This window comes from Skermanella sp. TT6 (assembly GCF_016653635.2).
Classification (GTDB): Bacteria; Pseudomonadota; Alphaproteobacteria; order Azospirillales; family Azospirillaceae; genus Skermanella; species Skermanella cutis.
Genome location: NZ_CP067420.1, coordinates 4495780 through 4513069, shown reverse-complemented (window position 1 = coordinate 4513069; position 17290 = coordinate 4495780). Strand labels below are relative to the sequence as shown.

Sequence of the window (17290 nt, the reverse complement as noted above, 5' to 3'; positions counted from 1 at the left end):
GATCACGCTCCCTGGTCGGCGTCGACCGGGCTGGGAGTCACGGGTGCGCCGGGACGGACCTGCTGGATGCCCTGGATGACCACCCGGTCGCCCTCCTGCAGGCCGGATCGGACGACGACCCGGCCCTGGTCGAGGGTCTCTCCGGTTTCCACCCGCTGGATCCGCACCGTGTTCTCGCCGTCGACGCCCAGCACGAAGTTGCCCTGCTGGTCGGCCTGGACGGCGGCCTGGGGAATCGTGATGGCCAGCTCGGGTTCGTCCGGCTGGATCAGGACGCGGACGAACTGGCCGTCGCGCAGCAGACCGTCGGTATTCGGCACCTCGGCGCGGACGGGCACCGTGTCCGTCTGCTGGCTGACCGTGATGCCGACGAAATTCACCCTGCCCTGGTGCTGGTACTCGCTGCCGTCGGGCAGCAGCACCCGGACGACGAAGCGGTTGGGGTCCAGGCCCTGCGATCCCGCCGCCCGCTGGGCTTCGAGCAGGGTGCGCTGGCTGACCTGGAACAGGACATGGATGGGATCCTGGGTCACCAGTTCGGCCAGGGCGCCCGATTCCGGGTTCACCAGGTCGCCGACGTCGAACAGGGCCTGTCCGATCCGCCCGGCGATCGGCGCCCGGATCTCGGTGTAGCCGAGGTCGATTTCCGCTTGGCGCAGCGCCGCCCTCGCCTGGAGGACGCCGGCTTCCGCGGTGCGGGCGGCGGCCTGTCGCTCGTCCACGGTGGCTTCCGGGATATTGTTGCGCTGGACCAGTTCCTGGGCGCGGCGGAGCTGGACCGTCGCGTTCTCCTGCTCGGCCTCGGCGCGGGCCAGGTCGGCGCGGCGCTGCTCGACGACCGCTTCGTAGATCTGAGGTTCGATCCGGAACAGCGGCTTGCCCTGTTCGACGGTCTCGCCCTCGCGGAACAGCCGCTCCTCCAGGAAGCCGGTGACCCGTGCCCTCAGTTCCACCCGCTGGATCGCCTCGATCCGGCCGACGAAGGTCTCGCCCAGGGTCACGGGCTCGGGCCTGACCTCGAAGACGCCGACGGGAACCGCCTGCGGCGGTTGCTGCTGGGCATTGTCCTGAGCCTGCTCGCCGCCGTCGCCGCAGGCCGCGAGCAGCAGCAGGCCGGCACCGGCCAGGAGCGGGGCGAGGAAGGCCCGGACGACGCCCCGGCGGCGCGGTCCGCGATTCGGGGCACGCGCATCGGGCGGCGGGGACGGCAAGGAATTCATCGCCTGGGCTCCATGGCAGGCAGAGGCGCTACGGTCCCGCAGCGCCCCGCGACATGGTTCCCAAACGCCTGGAACCTCTACTTGTTCAAGCGTGCGGGGAGTCCTCGCGCTATTCCCGCGGCGCCAGTGCCGACAGGACGACGCGGGCGCGGATCACCAGCTTTTCCGACACGTTCATCGGCTCTTCCTCCGGCATTCCGTCGGCCATCGGTGCCGCCATGGCCATGGCGGGACCCGCCTCGCGCGTCTTGCGGGCATGGACCGGGACGGACGCCTCGGCGAAATCGATGTTGCCCATGCGGAACGAGCGCCCGGGGAAACTCTGCTCCAGCGCCTTCAGCTCGGCTGCCGCCCTGCCGTAGATCTCCGTCCGGAGGCGTGCCCGCACCGCTTCGGTCTCCGCCAGGGTGGGGGTGAACTCGATCGTTCCGATGCGCAGCTGAAGGCCGGGGCGGCTGGCCTGCCGGGCCTTGTCGGCCAGCCCGCCCAGGGCGCTTTCGGGCAGGCGGGCCTCGATCACGGCGCGCCGCCGCTCCAGCCCGGCCTGGTCGGTCGATCGGTCGAACCGGGTGATGCGCCACTGCGCATCGGGCACCAGCGCGCTCACCGCTTTCAGCAGATCGTCCCGCTGGCTGTCCGAACCGGTTCCCGCGGTTCCGGCCGCCGCGGCATCGGCGACGATCTCGACGCGCGCGGTGTCGGTCCCGACCCAGTCCTCCGCGGTCAGGTCGAGCACGACCTGGTCCATCACGGGAGGGAAGACGACCTGGGCCCGGGCGGGGGTCCCGGCGACGGCCAGCGCCAGGGGCAGGCAGACGGCGAGCGGGGTGAGGATGCGCAGCATCGGCTGATCTCTCCGTTCGGTTTGGAATGCGCGGGCCGATGGATGGTCCGGAGGCTCAGAAATCCAGGTCGGCGTAATGGGCCGGCGGGGGATTGCCGGGCAGGCTGTCGGACAGCAGCGGCCGGAAGCTGCGGCGCGACTTGATCCGCGAATACCAGAGCCGGGCTTCGGGATGGTCGTCCCACGGCACGTCGCCCAGGTAGTCGATGGCGGAGAGATGCGCGCCGGCCGCGATGTCCGCCAGGCTGAAACTGTCGCCGGCCAGCCAGTTCCGCCGTTCCGCCAGGTAGGCTATGTAGTCGAGATGGTAATGGATATTCTGGAGCCCGGCACGGATCGCCGGGGCGTGGGGATAGCCCCAGCCGAGATAGCGCTTGATCAGCTTCTCGCCGACCAGGTTCTCGGTCACCTCGGTGTTGAACTTGCCGTCGAACCAGGAGGTCAGCCGGCGCGTCTCCGCGCGCTCGACCGGGGATGACCCGATCAGCGGCTTTTCCGGATAGGCTTCGTCAAGATACTCGCAGATGGCGATATGGTCCGCGAACACCGTTCCGTCGTCCTCGACCAGCACGGGCACGTCGCCCGCCGGGTTCATCGCCAGGAACTCGGGACGGCGGTCCGATATCTTCTCGACCTGCAATTCGAAGTCGAGCCCCTTCTCGCCCAGCGCGATACGCACTTTGCGCGAGAACGGTGAGAGCCAGAAGTGATGAACGGTTCGCATGGGGCGGGCACCATAACGCAAGCCTTCCGCCAAACATAGGGTCCGGTTGGCGGCATATGCCCATTGGAGATATCAGGTGGCGGCGATCAGGCGCGGGTGGATCACCCTGAAGGCGGGCAGGCGTATGGTCACGGTGGTCCCGACGCCCGGCTGGCTCTGCAGTTCGAGCGTTCCGCCGTGCAGGTTGACCAGCGACCGGGTGATGGGCAGGCCGAGGCCGGTCCCCGATTCGCCGGCCATGTAGGCGTTGCGCGTCTGGCCGAACGGCTCCAGCACCTTTTCCATCTGGTCGGCGGCGATGCCGACTCCCGTGTCGCGCACGGTCATGACGATGTCGCCGTCCTGCTCCTCGCGGCCGGTCACCTCGATCTCGCCGCCGCGTTCGGTGAACTTCACCGCGTTGGTCAACAGGTTGATCAGGATCTGCTTCAGCGCGCGCTCGTCGCCCATGACGGGCGGCAGGCGGTCGATCGCGGTCTTCAGCGTCAGATCCTTGCGCAGCGCCCGTTCGCGGACCAGCCGGATCACCGGATCGATGATCCGGGTCAGGTCGACATGCTCCTCCTCCAGTTCGTACCGGCCGGCCTCGATCTTGGACAGGTCCAGGATGTCGTTGATCAGGCTCAGCAGGTGGCGGGCGCTGTCCAGGACGTTGCGGTTGTACTCGGTATAGCGGGGCGAGCCGAGCGGGCCGAAATACTCCTGGTCCATGATTTCGGAGAAGCCCAGGATCGCGTTCAGCGGCGTGCGCAGCTCGTGGCTCATATGGGCCAGGAATTCCGACTTGGCCCGGCTGGCGGCCTCGGCCAGCCCTCTCGTCTCCTCCGCCTCCCGCCGGGCCTGGTCCAGCTTGCGGGCCAGTACCGACAGGTCGGCCGCCTGCCGCTCCAGCCGGTCGCGCGCCTGGAAGATCTCCTGCTCGCGGCGCTTCTGCTCGCTGATGTCCAGCAGCACGCCGACAGACATGCGATGGCCGTCGGCCACATACTCGTCGACCGCCAGATAGGCCGGGAAGGTGCGCCCGTCGCGGGTGCGCGCCGTGACCTCGCGGGCGACGCCCAGGATCGGCTGGGTTCCGGCGGCCGACGACGGGACCGGCGGGATCAGCGCGTCGATCGTCAGCCCCTTGGCCTCGGCCGCCCGGTAGCCGAACAGGTGCTCGGCGGCCGGGTTGAACAGCTGGATCCTGCCGTGCTCGTCATGGACCAGGATGCCGGTCACCGCCACGTCCAGGACGGCGCGCAGCCGCGCCTTGCTGTCCGCCAGGGCGCGCTCGTTCTCCCGCAGTTCCGTGACGTCCTGGATGATGCCGAACAGCCTCGTCGTCTGCTCGCCCTTGGGCTGTTCCCCGCCGACGCGGCTCCGGGTGAATTCCTCGCGGACATGCCGCTCGGTGCCGTCGGGACGGATGATCCGGTACTCGCGCGTGCAGTCCGGCCCGTCCGCGAGGTCCGCGTCGTTGAGGCGCGACCGGTCGTCCGGGTGGATCGACGAGCGCCAGCTCTCCAGGGTCGGCGGCAGGTCCGGGTCGCGTCCCCAGATCTCGTAGAGCGTGTCGGACCAGACCACGCCGCCGGTTCCGAGATCGATCGTCCACCAGCCGATCCCGGCGATCCTTTGGGCCTGGCGGAGGCGGCGCTCGCTCTCGCGCAGCCTTTCCTCCTGCCGCTCGCGGTCGGTGACGTCGTTGGCCGCCACCATCAGGAAAAGCTGCCCCGACGCGTCGGAGAAACCGCCGACCGTGATCAGGACGCGGCGGATGCGGCCGTCGGAGTGGCGCAATTTCAGGATCTGGGGTGGCAGCTGGTCGCCGGGATGGCCGAACCGCAGCAGGTCGTGCGCCCGGTTGCGTTCATCCGCCGGAAACACCTCGATGAAGGGGCGTTGCACCAGCTGCCGTTCGGGGATGCCGCACAGCGTGCCGTAGGCCGCGTTGGCGCGGACGACCCTGCCGTCGGCGTCGACCATGCAGAAGCCGGTCCCCGCCGCGTCGTAGGTCGCCGACAGCAGGCCGTGGGCGAGCACCTGCCGGCGGTACTGCCCCAGCATCAGGACCACGACCGTGGTGAAGCCCGTGAGCACGACGCCGGTGATCAGCGCGTTTTGGATCAGGTCGCGGGTCCAGTCCGACAGGATGTCGGTCTTCGCGAGCCCCACCGCCACGAACAGCGGCAACGTCCCGACGCGCTGGTAGGCCAGGACCCGTTCCTGGTCGTCGAAGCAGCATTTGACGTCCACCGACGCGGGCAGCTGGGGCTGCGAGTTGCGGATGGTGTTCAGCAGCGAACCGTCGGGCAGCTTGCGGCCGATCAGGTTCTCCCGGAACGGGTGGGAGGTGATGATGGTCCCGTTCTCGTGCATCAGGAACAGGATGCCGTGGGCGCCCGCCGACATCGAGTCGAAGAAGCGCCGCGAGATGTCCGGCTTGACCGCCGCCGCCGCCACGCCCGCGAAGGCGCCGTCGCGCGGCCGGCTGATCCGGCGGCTCATCGAGAAATAAAGGTCGGTCTCCCCGCCGTCCATGGACGGGGCGCCGACGAACAGGCTGGGTCCGGAGGTGTCCTTGTGGGCCTGGAAGAAGTCGTTCCGGGAGCTGTCCATCGGCTCGACCGGGTAGCGGCGGGAGTGGATGCGGACGATGCCGTTCCGATCGACGATCAGCATGTGCCGGATCTGCGCCAACTCGCTGCCGATGCTGCTCGCCTCCAGCGTCGCCAGATAGTCCCAGTCGCTCCACGAATCGCCCAGGCGGGTGATGTCCAGCTCGCTGAAATGCTCGACCGCGCTGCGCAGCGCGATGTCGTTGATCTCGAACATGCGGAGCGTGTGCTCCGTCGCAAGATTGACGAGCGCGCGGGACTTCTCCGCGGCCTGCGTCAGCGCGTCGGACCTGGTCGTCCACTCGTTGTATCCGAGCATCGCCACCACTACGAAGAGCAGTAGCACATAGATCCTCAGGAAAATGGTCGGCGTTACGCGCTGTTGGGTCACGGGAATTCCAGGATTGGAGTCGCCGATACGGTGACCTTTCCGGTCATTGGACCCTTTTCATATCACGAACGTCTTATCGAATACCACGCAATAGGATTGCGACCTAATGGTGCAGCTATTTCTGGTAGAGAATGTAAGGTTCATCCGCCGACGCGGTTGCCGAAGCCACGACCCAGCCGTTGCGCTCGTAGAAGGCGCGGGCGCCCTGGTTGGCCGCGAGGCATTTCAGCCGGGCCGGGCGGAACAGGTGGGAGCAGGCGCGCTCCAGGAGGATGGTCCCGACGCCGCGGTGCTGCCAGCGGGGATCGACGAACAGGTTGTGGACGAAGTTCTCCGGACGGTAGATCGAGGCGAATCCGACGACGACTCCGCCGATTTCCGCGACCCAGACATCCTCCTCCTCGATCGCCCGGTGATAGTCCTCCAGGACGAAGGATCCGGCCGGCTGCCAGTGGAAAGCGGACCGGCGGGACGCCAGGTAGATCTCGGCGCAACGCTGCCCGTCCATCCCGTTGGCCGGCCGGACGGAGATCTCCATTCCCGCGCACTCAGGCATGACGTCGGCCCCCCTGCGTCTCCACCTCCTCCTGACCGGAAACAGCCGGGAGAGTGGTTTATTCGCGGTAACCTTAGCCAACGCGCCGGGCGGGCGATAGGCCGGCCCCGCCGGGCCGGCCCTCATGCGACATATAGCGCCGGGATATGCAGGCCGGGATGCGCCTTCCCGGTCAGTCCGCCGCCTGGGGTGCCCGCACGGGCACGTCCAGCCGGTGGACCATCTCCTTGGGCACGACCTGCCAGAAGTTGTCGCGCACCAGATGCCAGTCGTTGAGCAGGCGCTCGGCGAACTTGCTCTGGGTCTCGGCGACATGCTCCGCGATCAGGTCGCGCAGCATCGCCTCGTAGTGGGGCACCTCGATCCGCTGGAAGATCACGCTCTCCTCGTTGACCTTGCGGGAGAAGCTGCCGTCCTCGTCGTAGATGAAGGCCATGCCCCCGGTCATGCCGGCCCCGAAATTCTCGCCGACGCTGCCCAGGATCACCGCGAGGCCGCCGGTCATGTACTCGCAGCCGTTGGAGCCGCAGCCTTCCACCACCACCTTGGCGCCCGAGTTGCGGACGGCGAAGCGCTCGCCGGCCTGGCCCGCGGCGAACAGCTTGCCCGCCGTGGCGCCGTACAGCACCGTGTTGCCGATGATGGTGTTCTCGTTGGTCTTCAGCGGGCTGCTCGTGGTCGGCCGGACGGTGATGGTGCCGCCCGACAGTCCCTTGCCGACATAGTCGTTGCTGTCGCCCAGCACCTCCAGCTTCATGCCCTGCACCGCGAAGGCGCCGAGCGACTGGCCGCACGAGCCCCGCAGGCGGACCGTGACGTGGCCGGGCTGGAGCCCGGTCATGCCGAACTTGCGGGTGATCATGGCCGACAGGCGGGTGCCGATGGCCCGGTGCGTGTTCCGCACGTTGTAGGCCAGCTGCATCTTCTCGCCCTCCTCGAACAGCGGGCGGGCGTCGGCGATCATGCGGGCGTCCAGCGTGTCCGGAACCTCGTTGCGGCCCTGCATGGTGCAATAGCGCGCGCTGTCGCCTGGATCGGCCTGGGCCAGCAGCGGGTTCAGGTCGAGGTCGTCCAGGTGGGCGCCGCCGCGGCTGACCTGGTGCAGCAGGTCGGTCCGGCCGATCACCTCGTTCAGCGTGCGGAATCCCAGCTGGGCCAGGATCTCGCGGACCTCCTCCGCCAGGAAGCTGAACAGGTTGACCACGCGCTCCGGCGTTCCGACGAACTTCTTGCGCAGTTCCTCGTCCTGCACGCAGACGCCGACCGGGCAGGTGTTGCTGTGGCACTGCCGGACCATGATGCAGCCCATGGCGATCAGGCTGGCGGTGCCGACGCCGTACTCCTCGGCGCCCAGCATCGCGGCGATCACGATGTCGCGGCCGGTCTTCAGGCCGCCGTCGGTGCGCAGCCGGACCCGGTGGCGCAGCCGGTTCAGGGTCAGCACCTGGTGGACCTCGCTCAGGCCCATCTCCCACGGCACGCCGGCATACTTGATCGAGGTCTGCGGGCTGGCGCCCGTCCCGCCGACATGGCCGGAGACCAGGATCACGTCGGCGTTGGCCTTGGCCACGCCGGCCGCGATGGTGCCGATGCCGGACCGCGACACCAGCTTGACGCAGACCTTGGCGTCCGGGTTGATCTGCTTCAGGTCGTAGATGAGCTGCGCCAGGTCCTCGATCGAGTAGATGTCATGGTGCGGCGGCGGGCTGATCAGCATGACGCCCGGCGTGGAATGCCGCAGGCGGGCGATCATCTCGGTCACCTTGAAGCCGGGCAGCTGCCCGCCCTCGCCGGGCTTGGCGCCCTGGGCCACCTTGATCTCGATCTCGCGGCACTGGTTCAGGTATTCGGCGGTCACGCCGAACCGGCCCGACGCGACCTGCTTGATCGCCGAGTTCCAGTTGTCGCCGTTCTTGTCCGGCTTGAACCGCGCCGGGTCCTCGCCGCCTTCGCCGCTGTCCGACTTGGCGCCGATCCGGTTCATCGCGACGTTCAGCGTGCCGTGCGCCTCGGGCGACAGGGCGCCGAGCGACATCGCCGGCGTGATGAAGCGCTTGCGCAGCGCCGTGATGCTCTCCACCTCGTCGACCGAGATGGCCTCCCGGGTCGAGCGGAAGTCCAGCAGGTCGCGGATCTGGATCGGCGGGCGCTTGTTGGTCGCCTCGGTGTACTTCTTGAAGGTCGCGTAGCTGTCGGTCGCGACCGCCTGCTGGAGCATGTGGATCAGGCCCGCTTCCCAGGCGTGCCGCTCGCCGTTGCGGCGGTACTTGTAGAAGCCGCCGATCGGCAGCGCGATGACGTCCTCCGAATAGGCGATCGCGTGCTGCTCCAGCACCTTCTTCTGGATGCCGGCGAGGCCGATGCCCGAGATGCGGCTGACCATGCCGGGGAAATGCTCGGCGACCAGCGCGCGGCTGAGGCCGACCGCCTCGAAGTTGCAGCCGCCGCGGTAGGAGCTGATGATCGAGATGCCCATCTTGGACATGATCTTCAGCAGGCCCTCGTCGATCGCCTTCTTGAAGCGGTACAGGCACTGTTCCAGCGTCATGTCGCCGAACAGGCCGCGGCGGTGCCGGTCGGCGATCGCCTCCTGGGACAGGTAGGCGTTCACCGTCGTCCCGCCGACGCCGATCAGCACGGCGAAGTAATGCACGTCCATGCACTCGGACGTGCGTACGTTCAGCGACGTGAAGGTGCGGAGCTGCTGGCGTACGAGGTGGGTGTGCACCGCGCCGGTCGCCAGGATCATCGGCATCGGCGCGCGGGTGGCGCTGACGTGCTCGTCCGACAGGATGACGTGGGTGGCGCCGCCGCGCACCGCGTCCTCCGACTCCTGGCGGATGCGGCGCAGCGCGTCGCGCAGCGCGTTGGGGCCGGCGGTGACGTCGAAGGTGCAGTCGATCTCCGCCGCGGTCTCGCCCATGTAGTCCCGCATGGCGCGGAACTCGGCGGTCGTCAGCACGGGGCTCTCGAGCTGGAGCAGGCTGCACTGGGTCGCATCCTCCTCCAGTATGTTGCCCAGGTTGCCCAGCCGCGTGCGCAGGCTCATCACCCGGCGTTCGCGCAGGCTGTCGATCGGCGGGTTGGTGACCTGGCTGAAGTTCTGGCGGAAGAAGTGGTGCAGGCCGCGGTACTTGTCCGACAGGACCGCCATCGGGCTGTCGTCGCCCATGGAGCCGATCGCTTCCTTGGCCTCGTCCACCATCGGGTGGAGGACGGTTTCCAGGTCCTCCATCGTGATGCCGACCGCGAGCTGGCGGCGGCGCAGCTCGTCCTTGGCCAGCACGGCGGATTCCGCCGGGGCCGCCTTCACGAGGCTGTCCAGCTCGGTGATGTTGCCGACCCACTTGTCGTAGGGGCGCTGGGAGGCGAGGTAGTCCTTGATCTCGCGGTCGTGGTACAGCTTGCCCTCGGCCAGGTCGACCGCGATCATCTGCCCGGGCCCGAGCCGGCCCTTCTCGACGACGGTGCTCTCGTCCACCTTGACCATCCCGGTCTCGGACCCGGCGATCAGCAGGCCGTCGGCGGTGATGGTGTAGCGCATCGGGCGCAGGCCGTTGCGGTCCATGCCGCCGACCGCCCAGCGGCCGTCGGTCATGGCGAGCGCCGCCGGCCCGTCCCACGGCTCCATGACGGCGTTGATGTAGCCGTAGAGCGCGCGGTGGGGGGCGGGCATGCTGTCGCCTGCGGCCAGGGCCTCCGGGATCAGCATGGTCTTGGTCATGGGCGCGGACCGGCCGGCCCGGGCGACCACCTCGAACACGGCGTCCAGCGCGCCGCTGTCCGATGACCCGATCGGGATCACCGGCTTCAGGTCGTTGACGTAGGAGCCGAAACGCTCGTGGTCCATGCGCGTCTCGTGCGCCTTCATCCAGTTCACGTTGCCCTTCAGCGTGTTGATCTCGCCGTTGTGGGCGAGCATGCGGAACGGCTGCGCCAGCGGCCAGGTCGGGAACGTGTTGGTCGAATAGCGCTGGTGGTAGATCGCGACGTTGGAGACGAAGCGCTCGTCCAGCAGGTCGGGATAGAAGGAGGTCAGCTGCTCCGCCAGGAACATGCCCTTGTAGACGATCGAGCGGGACGACAGCGTGCAGATGTAGAAGTCGTTGATCTGCTCGGCCCGGACGGCGGACTCGATCCGGCGGCGGATGATGTAGAGCTCCAGCTCGAACCGGTCGTCGGTCTCGCCCTTGGCGTTGCCGATGATGATCTGCTCGATCTCGGGCCGGGTCGCGTTGGCCTTCTCGCCGATGATGTCGACGTTCACCGGGACCTGGCGCCAGCCATAGATATAGTAGCCGAAATTCAGGATCTCGGTCTCGACGATGCAGCGGCAGCGCTCCTGCGCTTCCAGCGACAGGCGCGGCAGGAATACCTGGCCTACCGCGAGCGGCCGGTCCGGCGGAATGTGGCCGATCAGCTTGACGTAGTCGTGGAAGAACTGCTGCGGCACCTGGACATGGATGCCGGCGCCGTCGCCGGTCTTGCCGTCGGCGTCCACGGCACCCCGGTGCCACACGGCCTTGAGCGCCTCGATGCCCTTTTCCACCACCGACCGCCGCGGCTTGCCGTCGATCGCCGCGATCATGCCGACGCCGCAGGCGTCGTGCTCGTCGGCGGGATCATAGGCATGGACCGCGGTCAGGGCCTCGACGTTCGCCCGGTACTCGGCAACGAACTGCTCGCCCGCAGAGAGGGTGCTTTCGGTCATGGTCGGTTGTCCTTTCTGAACCACAGGGTCGAGGAGTCTTGCTGCGGGTTAATGAATGAGGTGCTGGCCGGCTCCCGCCGGGATCAGGTCGGCGAGATCGGCGCGAAGCCGCTCCGCCGAGGTCGCGTGGGCTTTGTCAGGTCTGGCCGTCGGCGCCTCGTCGCTTCTGAAGAGATGGCGCCGCAAACGTCTCGCCTTCTCGGCTTCGGGTTCGTTCCTGACGGCCTCGGCGGCGATCGCCCCGAGCAGGGCGTCCGCGACCTCGATTTCCCAATGGGAGAGCGGCCTCTTTTCCAGAAGCAGGTCGAGGCACCGTTCGAGCACCCAGTTCTCGTGCAGGATCGCCGCTTCGACACCGGACGGATCAAGACTTTTGCGGCCCATCGTTCTCCTCCATCATGCGGGACGCCAGAAGCATATCCTTCACGTGCTCCGGGATGTTCAACCGTCCCAGAAGCTCACCGGGGCTGAACAGGTCATGTTCGTCCATGACATCGACAAAGCGGGCAACGAATGCCTGGGCTGCCGCTTTGTCCGCGATCCATTCAATCAGGCAATTGAAGCGATGCACAAGGGCTTCCGGCGCGACTCGATCCAGGATGAATGGGAGATCACGTCTATCCTTCTCTCTATCCGCGCTTAGTTTCAAGAAGAATAGATCCTCCTCATTCAGAGTTTTTACCTCAACTTCATGGCCGCTGATGATCATGGTCGTGAAGTTGGGGGACTTCTCCAGATCCTTTAATACAATCCTGCCCCATATGGCTTCCGAGTTGGTGGCATCTATCTTGAATAGCCGCCCATGAATCTGCCGGAACTCTTCCTCGACCTCATATATGATCGTTTCGTCGAGAGTCTGTGCATAGAAGTCCACATCCTTGCTCAACCGTCGGATGCCATGTGCAGCCAGGGCGGTTCCGCCGACCAGGACCACGGATTTCGGAAGCTCCAGGCCCTGCCGGGACATCCTCTCCAGGACGGTCCTCAGGACGACCATCGCGTCGTCTATGTCCAGGAACTGGTGCATTTCCGAGGCATTCCCGAGCGATGGTCTCCGAAACCCTACTCCGCCGCGACGGCGGCCGACGCGCCGGCCTCGGCCTTCTGCATCAGGTAGGCGTGCATGTGCTCGGCGACGTCGCGGCCGTCGCGGATGGCCCACACGACCAGGCTGGCGCCGCGCACGATATCGCCGGCGGCGAAGACGCCGTCCAGGCTGGTCATCATGGTGCGGAAATTCACCGTCACGGTGCCCCAGCGGCTGACCTTCAGGCCGGTTTCGCCGAAGAGGGTCGGCAGGTCCTCCGGATCGAAGCCCAGCGCCTTGATCACCAGGTCGGCGTCCAGCGTGTAGGACGAGCCGTCGATCACCTGCGGGGTCTGCCGGCCGCTGGCGTCGGCGACGCCGAGATGGATGCGGTGCGCGCGCACGCCGGTCACGAGCCCGTCCTTGCCCTCGAAAGCCTCCGGGGCGGACTGCCAGACGAACTCGACGCCCTCCTCCTCGGCGTTGTGGACCTCGCGCTGGGAGCCCGGCATGTTGGCGCGGTTGCGGCGGTACAGGCACTTGACCGACTTGGCGCCCTGGCGGATCGCGGTGCGGACGCAGTCCATGGCGGTGTCGCCGCCGCCGATCACGACGACGTTCTTGCCCGCCGCGTTGAGCGCGCCGCTGTCATAGTCGGGAACCGCGTCGCCCAGTCCCTGGCGGTTGCTGGTCGTCAGGTACTGGAGCGCCGGGACGATGTTGCCCAGGTCGGAGCCGGGGGCCGTCAGGTCGCGCGCCTTGTACACGCCGGTCGCGATCAGCACGGCGTCGTGCTTCGCCCGCAGCTCGGCCAGGGTCGCGTCGCGGCCGACCTCGAAATCGGTGTGGAAGATGACGCCCTCGTCGACCAGGAGCTGGACCCGGCGGCTGACCACGTGCTTCTCCAGCTTGAAGCCGGGGATGCCGTACATCATCAGGCCGCCGATCCGGTCGTAGCGGTCGTAGACGTGGACCTCGTAGCCCTTGATGCGCAGCTGCTCGGCCGCCGACATGCCGCCGGGGCCGCCGCCGATGATGGCGACCGACTGCCCCCGCTCGCGGAGCGGCAGGCGCGGCTTGACCCAGCCCCGCTCCCACGCGGTGTCGTTGATGTATTTCTCGATCGACCCGATGGTCACCGTGCCGTGGGTCGACTGCTCGATCGTGCAGTTTCCCTCGCACAGGCGGTCCTGCGGGCAGATGCGGCCGCAGATCTCCGGCAGGTTGCTGGTCGCCGACGAGAGCTCGTAGGCCTCTTCCAGGCGACCCTCGGCGGTCAGCTTCAGCCAGTCCGGGATATTGTTGTGGAGCGGGCAGTGGACCTGGCAGAACGGCACGCCGCACTGGGAGCACCGGCCGGACTGTTCCTCCGCGCCCTGCTGGTCGAACTCGCCATAGATCTCGTTGAAGTCGTGCCTGCGCGCCGCGGCATCCCGTTTGTCGGGCATGCGCTTGTCGGTGCGGACGAACTGCAACATCTTCTGCGCCATGGCGAACAATCCTTCAGCTCAGCCCTGCGGGGCGGCGGAGGCCTGTCGGGCTCCTGTCGCATCCGAAGGGTCACGGCCACGTCGGCGTAACCGCGTGGAGGTGGAAACAAACTTGTCCAGACTATGCCGGGTAAGGTCGATATACGTCATATTACCAGGCCTTGCCAGCAAAAAACCGCGGATAGGTCACGTTCATTGACTAATTTGTTCGGGAGAAGACGGCTTGTCTGAAATTTGTGCAGACCGCTTTCTCGGTTAGCTGTCAAATGGGTCCGAAACGGTACTATCCCCTGAAATCGCCAGCATCCGCGCGTCTTTCCCATACAACCGATGACGCGGTGCATCAACACGCCACGATAGGCGAAAAAAATGCGGGCTGGAAAGCCCGCATTTCCGAAGCGCCGGAACAGGACGGCCGGGATCAGGCGGTGTAGCCGCCCGCGCGCTGCGAATAGCGCCCGCCGACGCGGAACCGGTCCAGGTATGTCGGGATGATGACTTCCGCCGCGGTCGGGTCGATGCCCAGGTCTTGGATCGTCGCCGCGCCCGGCTGGACCACGTTGTCCGACTTCAGCAGCTCGACCTGGTCGGCAGTCAGCATGGGCTTGGGCAGCTTGCCCAGGATCCTGCCCTGCAACTCCGCCATGGACCAGGAGATCGGGACCAGGAAGCGCTTGCGCCGCGTCTCCGCCAGCACGAGCTCCATGAGCCGCCGGAACGTGTAGACCCGCGGTCCGCCCAGCTCGTAGGTCTTGCCCTGGGCCTCCGGCAGTTCCAGCGCCCTCATGACCGCATCGGCGACGTCGCCGACATAGACCGGCTGGAACCTGGTGTGGCCGCCGCCGATCAGGGGCAGGGCGGGGAAGATCCGGGCCATCGCCGCGAAGCGGTTGAAGAAGCCGTCCTCCGGCCCGAAGACGATGCTGGGCCGCAGGATCGTCGCTTCCGGGAACGCTTCCAGCACCGCCTGCTCGCCGGCCGCCTTGGTCCGGGCATAGGCCGAGGCCGAGTTGGCGTCGGCCCCGATCGCCGAGATCTGGACGAAGCGCCGGGCGCCGGCCGCCTTGGCGGCGCGCGCGATGCGGCCCGGCGCGTCGGCCTGCGTGCCCTGGAACGTGTTGGAGCCGGACTCGTAGAGGATGCCGATCAGGTTGATCACGATGTCGGCGCCCTGCACGGCGGCCGCGACCGAGGCGTCGTCGTTGATGTTGGTCGCGATCGGGATGATCTGGCCCACCGCGCCGTTCATGCGCAGGAAATTGGCCGTGCTCGGGTGGCGGGTCGCGACCCGGATCACCGTGCCGGTCTTCGCCAGCCGCTTGATCAGGTGGCGGCCGATGAACCCGGACCCGCCGAAAACCGTGGCTACCCGATACCGAAAGGACATCGATTTCTCCAAGCCTGAAATTGCCGGCGCCCCTTTTTTCCGGCGCTGGACCAGCGTCGCGGGGCTGTTGGGCAGTGCTTATAACGAAAGCGGGCGCGCGGAGCCAGCGCCGCGGCACCGGTGCGGCAGCGACGCCGCGTCGCCGCTCCCCGCCCGGGCCGAAGGGGCGTGAAAAAGCATTTGACAGCATGCCGGCCGGGCCATATATCCCCCTCCCACAACGCCCAGGTGGCGGAATTGGTAGACGCGCAGGTTTCAGGTACCTGTGGCAGAAATGTCGTGGAAGTTCGAGTCTTCTCCTGGGCACCAATTCCTCGGTAACGGCCGCTAGATCGCAGGCACCTTATTTCTTCAAGGTGCACGTGGATCGAAGCGGCCGTTCCCGCTTCCGGGATGGACTGCAGTGCCCATAGAGCTTTACGACGGCGATCTCCCCGACGACTACGATTTCGGCCCCAGCGTCGCCATCGATACCGAAACCATGGGGTTGAACCCCGTCCGGGACCGCCTGTGCCTGGTCCAGCTCTCGGCCGGCGACGGCAACTGCCACATGGTGCAGTTCCGCCAGGGTCGATATGACGCGCCCAACCTGAAGCGGCTGCTGACCGACCCCGCCGTCACCAAGCTGTTTCACTTCGCCCGGTTTGACATCGCCGTCCTGCAAGCCTACCTGGGAGTCGTGTGCGAGCCGGTCTATTGCACCAAGATCGCTTCCAGGCTGGTGCGCACCTTCACCGATCGCCACGGATTGAAGGACTTATGCAAGGACCTGCTGGGCGTGGAACTGTCGAAGCAGCAGCAATCCTCGGACTGGGGTGCCGCCGACCTGACGCCCGATCAGCTGAGATACGCCGCCTCCGACGTGCTTCACCTGCACGAACTCCGCCGCAGGCTGGACGCCATGCTGGAGCGCGAGGGGCGCACCGGCTTGGCGGACGAATGCTTCCGGTTCCTGCCGACCCGCGCGGCGCTGGATCTCGGCGGCTGGGCGGACCAGGACATCTTCGCCCACTGACCCCTCGCCGGCGGCGGCGCCGGGCCGGAGATGCACAGCATCGAGGCAGGATGTCATCATCTGCGGCACTTTAACGAGACCGCGGATTTGACCCGGTTCCGGGCGGTGGGCATACTGTCTTCGCCGAGGCCGGATCGGACCGGGCGCTTTCGCGCCTTCAGGGCGAAATTCACCCGACGAGTTCAATCCGGCGGGAGTGCGCCCGGACGGATTTGCCCGAATAGATTTGGGAGTTAGCCAGCCTTGGACCATTCGACCGACCCCGACAGGACGCTTGCGCAGACGGCGCCGGTCGACATGTTGCTCGACGGCGACATCGCGGTGGCCGGGCGGGTCCTTCGCCTGGAGGCGGAGGCGTTGATCGACCTCGCGGCGGGCCTGGACGCCGGCTTCGGCCGCGCGGTCGGGCTGCTCGGGCGCATCACCGGCCGCGTCGTGGTCACCGGCATGGGCAAGAGCGGGCATGTGGCGCGCAAGATCGCGGCGACGCTCGCCTCCACGGGGACGCCGGCGCTGTGGGTCCACCCCGGCGAGGCGAGCCACGGCGACCTGGGAATGATCGGGAAGGACGACGCGGTGATCGCGCTGTCCAACTCGGGCGACACCGCGGAACTGGCGGACATCGTCGCCTACGCCAAGCGGTTCCGCATCCCGCTGATCGGCATCACCCGGCGGGCGCACTCGTCGCTGGCCGAGCAGTCCGACGTGGCGCTGATCCTGCCGTCCAGCCCGGAGGCCTGTCCCCTCGGCCTGGCCCCGACCACCTCGACCACCATGATGATGGCGCTCGGCGACGCCCTGGCCGTGGCCCTGCTGGAGCGCCGCGGCTTTTCCGCCGCCGACTTCAAGGTGTTCCATCCCGGCGGCCAGCTCGGCCGGCAGCTGCTGCGCGTCACCGAACTGATGCACAGGGAGGCGGAACTGCCGCTGGCGCCGCTCGACATCCGGGTCTGCGACGCGATCCTGGTGATGACCGCCAAGAGCTTCGGCTGCGTCGGCCTGACCGGCCCGGACGGACGGCTGGCCGGGATCATCACCGACGGCGACCTGCGGCGCCACATGAACCCCGACCTGCTGGGCCGTCCCGCCGCCTCCGTCATGACCGCCGATCCCAAGACGATCAGGCCGTCGGCGCTCGCCGGGGAGGCGCTGGGCATCATGAACGCCATGGCGATCACCAGCCTGTTCGTCACCGACGACGGGCGGCCGGTCGGCATCATCCACATCCATGATTGCCTTCGGGCCGGTGTGGCCTGACGCCATGGTCCATCCCACTCCCGGCAGCCCCGGGGATCCCCGGGGCCGAGACCCCCGGGAAGCTTCCC

Annotated in this window: 12 protein-coding genes and 1 tRNA gene; 3 read left to right on the top strand and 10 right to left on the bottom strand. The window is 67.5% G+C overall.

Annotation, left to right across the window (positions count from 1 at the left end; all coding sequences use genetic code 11):
• Nucleotides 1-2 precede the first annotated feature (2 nt).
• From IGS68_RS21025 to IGS68_RS20980, 10 genes are all read right to left on the bottom strand, one after another.
• Nucleotides 3-1220: an efflux RND transporter periplasmic adaptor subunit gene (locus IGS68_RS21025; RefSeq protein ID WP_201073476.1), complete on the bottom strand. Its 1218-nt coding sequence runs from the start codon at nucleotides 1218-1220 to the stop codon at nucleotides 3-5.
• A 109-nt stretch (nucleotides 1221-1329) separates the two neighbouring features.
• Complete coding sequence (locus tag IGS68_RS21020) at nucleotides 1330-2064, bottom strand: hypothetical protein (protein WP_201073474.1); 735 nt, start codon at nucleotides 2062-2064, stop codon at nucleotides 1330-1332.
• Between the two features lie 55 nt (nucleotides 2065-2119).
• Nucleotides 2120-2788: a glutathione S-transferase family protein gene (locus tag IGS68_RS21015; RefSeq protein WP_201073472.1), complete on the bottom strand. Its 669-nt coding sequence runs from the start codon at nucleotides 2786-2788 to the stop codon at nucleotides 2120-2122.
• Between the two features lie 72 nt (nucleotides 2789-2860).
• Nucleotides 2861-5779, bottom strand: a complete 2919-nt coding sequence (locus tag IGS68_RS21010; protein WP_201073470.1) for a PAS domain S-box protein — start codon at nucleotides 5777-5779, stop codon at nucleotides 2861-2863.
• A gap of 115 nt (nucleotides 5780-5894) precedes the next feature.
• On the bottom strand, nucleotides 5895-6317 hold the full coding sequence (locus IGS68_RS21005) for a GNAT family N-acetyltransferase (protein ID WP_201073468.1): 423 nt from the start codon (nucleotides 6315-6317) through the stop codon (nucleotides 5895-5897).
• 190 nt (nucleotides 6318-6507) lie between these two features.
• Nucleotides 6508-11046 (bottom strand): glutamate synthase large subunit, encoded by a 4539-nt coding sequence (gene gltB / locus IGS68_RS21000; RefSeq protein WP_201073466.1) that lies wholly within the window; start codon nucleotides 11044-11046, stop codon nucleotides 6508-6510.
• 48 nt (nucleotides 11047-11094) lie between these two features.
• Nucleotides 11095-11430 carry a hypothetical protein gene (locus IGS68_RS20995; protein WP_201073464.1) on the bottom strand — a complete coding sequence of 112 codons (336 nt, stop codon included), beginning with the start codon at nucleotides 11428-11430 and terminating at the stop codon, nucleotides 11095-11097.
• Nucleotides 11411-12073: a nucleotidyl transferase AbiEii/AbiGii toxin family protein gene (locus IGS68_RS20990; RefSeq protein ID WP_201073462.1), complete on the bottom strand. Its 663-nt coding sequence runs from the start codon at nucleotides 12071-12073 to the stop codon at nucleotides 11411-11413. Before IGS68_RS20990 ends, IGS68_RS20995 begins: the two co-directional genes overlap by 20 nt.
• Before the next feature lie 35 nt (nucleotides 12074-12108).
• Complete coding sequence (locus IGS68_RS20985; RefSeq protein WP_201073460.1) at nucleotides 12109-13563, bottom strand: NAD(P)-dependent oxidoreductase; 1455 nt, start codon at nucleotides 13561-13563, stop codon at nucleotides 12109-12111.
• Between the two features lie 421 nt (nucleotides 13564-13984).
• Nucleotides 13985-14950 carry a complex I NDUFA9 subunit family protein gene (locus tag IGS68_RS20980; RefSeq protein ID WP_201073458.1) on the bottom strand — a complete coding sequence of 322 codons (966 nt, stop codon included), beginning with the start codon at nucleotides 14948-14950 and terminating at the stop codon, nucleotides 13985-13987.
• 222 nt (nucleotides 14951-15172) lie between these two features.
• Between IGS68_RS20980 and IGS68_RS20975 the strand changes: the two genes are divergently transcribed.
• The 3 genes from IGS68_RS20975 (at nucleotide 15173) to IGS68_RS20965 (ending at nucleotide 17222) form a co-directional block, all read left to right on the top strand.
• A tRNA-Leu gene (locus tag IGS68_RS20975) sits at nucleotides 15173-15259 on the top strand.
• A 94-nt stretch (nucleotides 15260-15353) separates the two neighbouring features.
• Nucleotides 15354-15965, top strand: a complete 612-nt coding sequence (locus IGS68_RS20970) for a ribonuclease D (RefSeq protein WP_201073456.1) — start codon at nucleotides 15354-15356, stop codon at nucleotides 15963-15965.
• A 297-nt stretch (nucleotides 15966-16262) separates the two neighbouring features.
• The gene (locus IGS68_RS20965) at nucleotides 16263-17222 is read left to right on the top strand and encodes a KpsF/GutQ family sugar-phosphate isomerase (RefSeq protein WP_201081559.1); all 960 of its coding nucleotides are present in this window, start codon (nucleotides 16263-16265) and stop codon (nucleotides 17220-17222) included.
• Nucleotides 17223-17290: the final 68 nt, after the last annotated feature.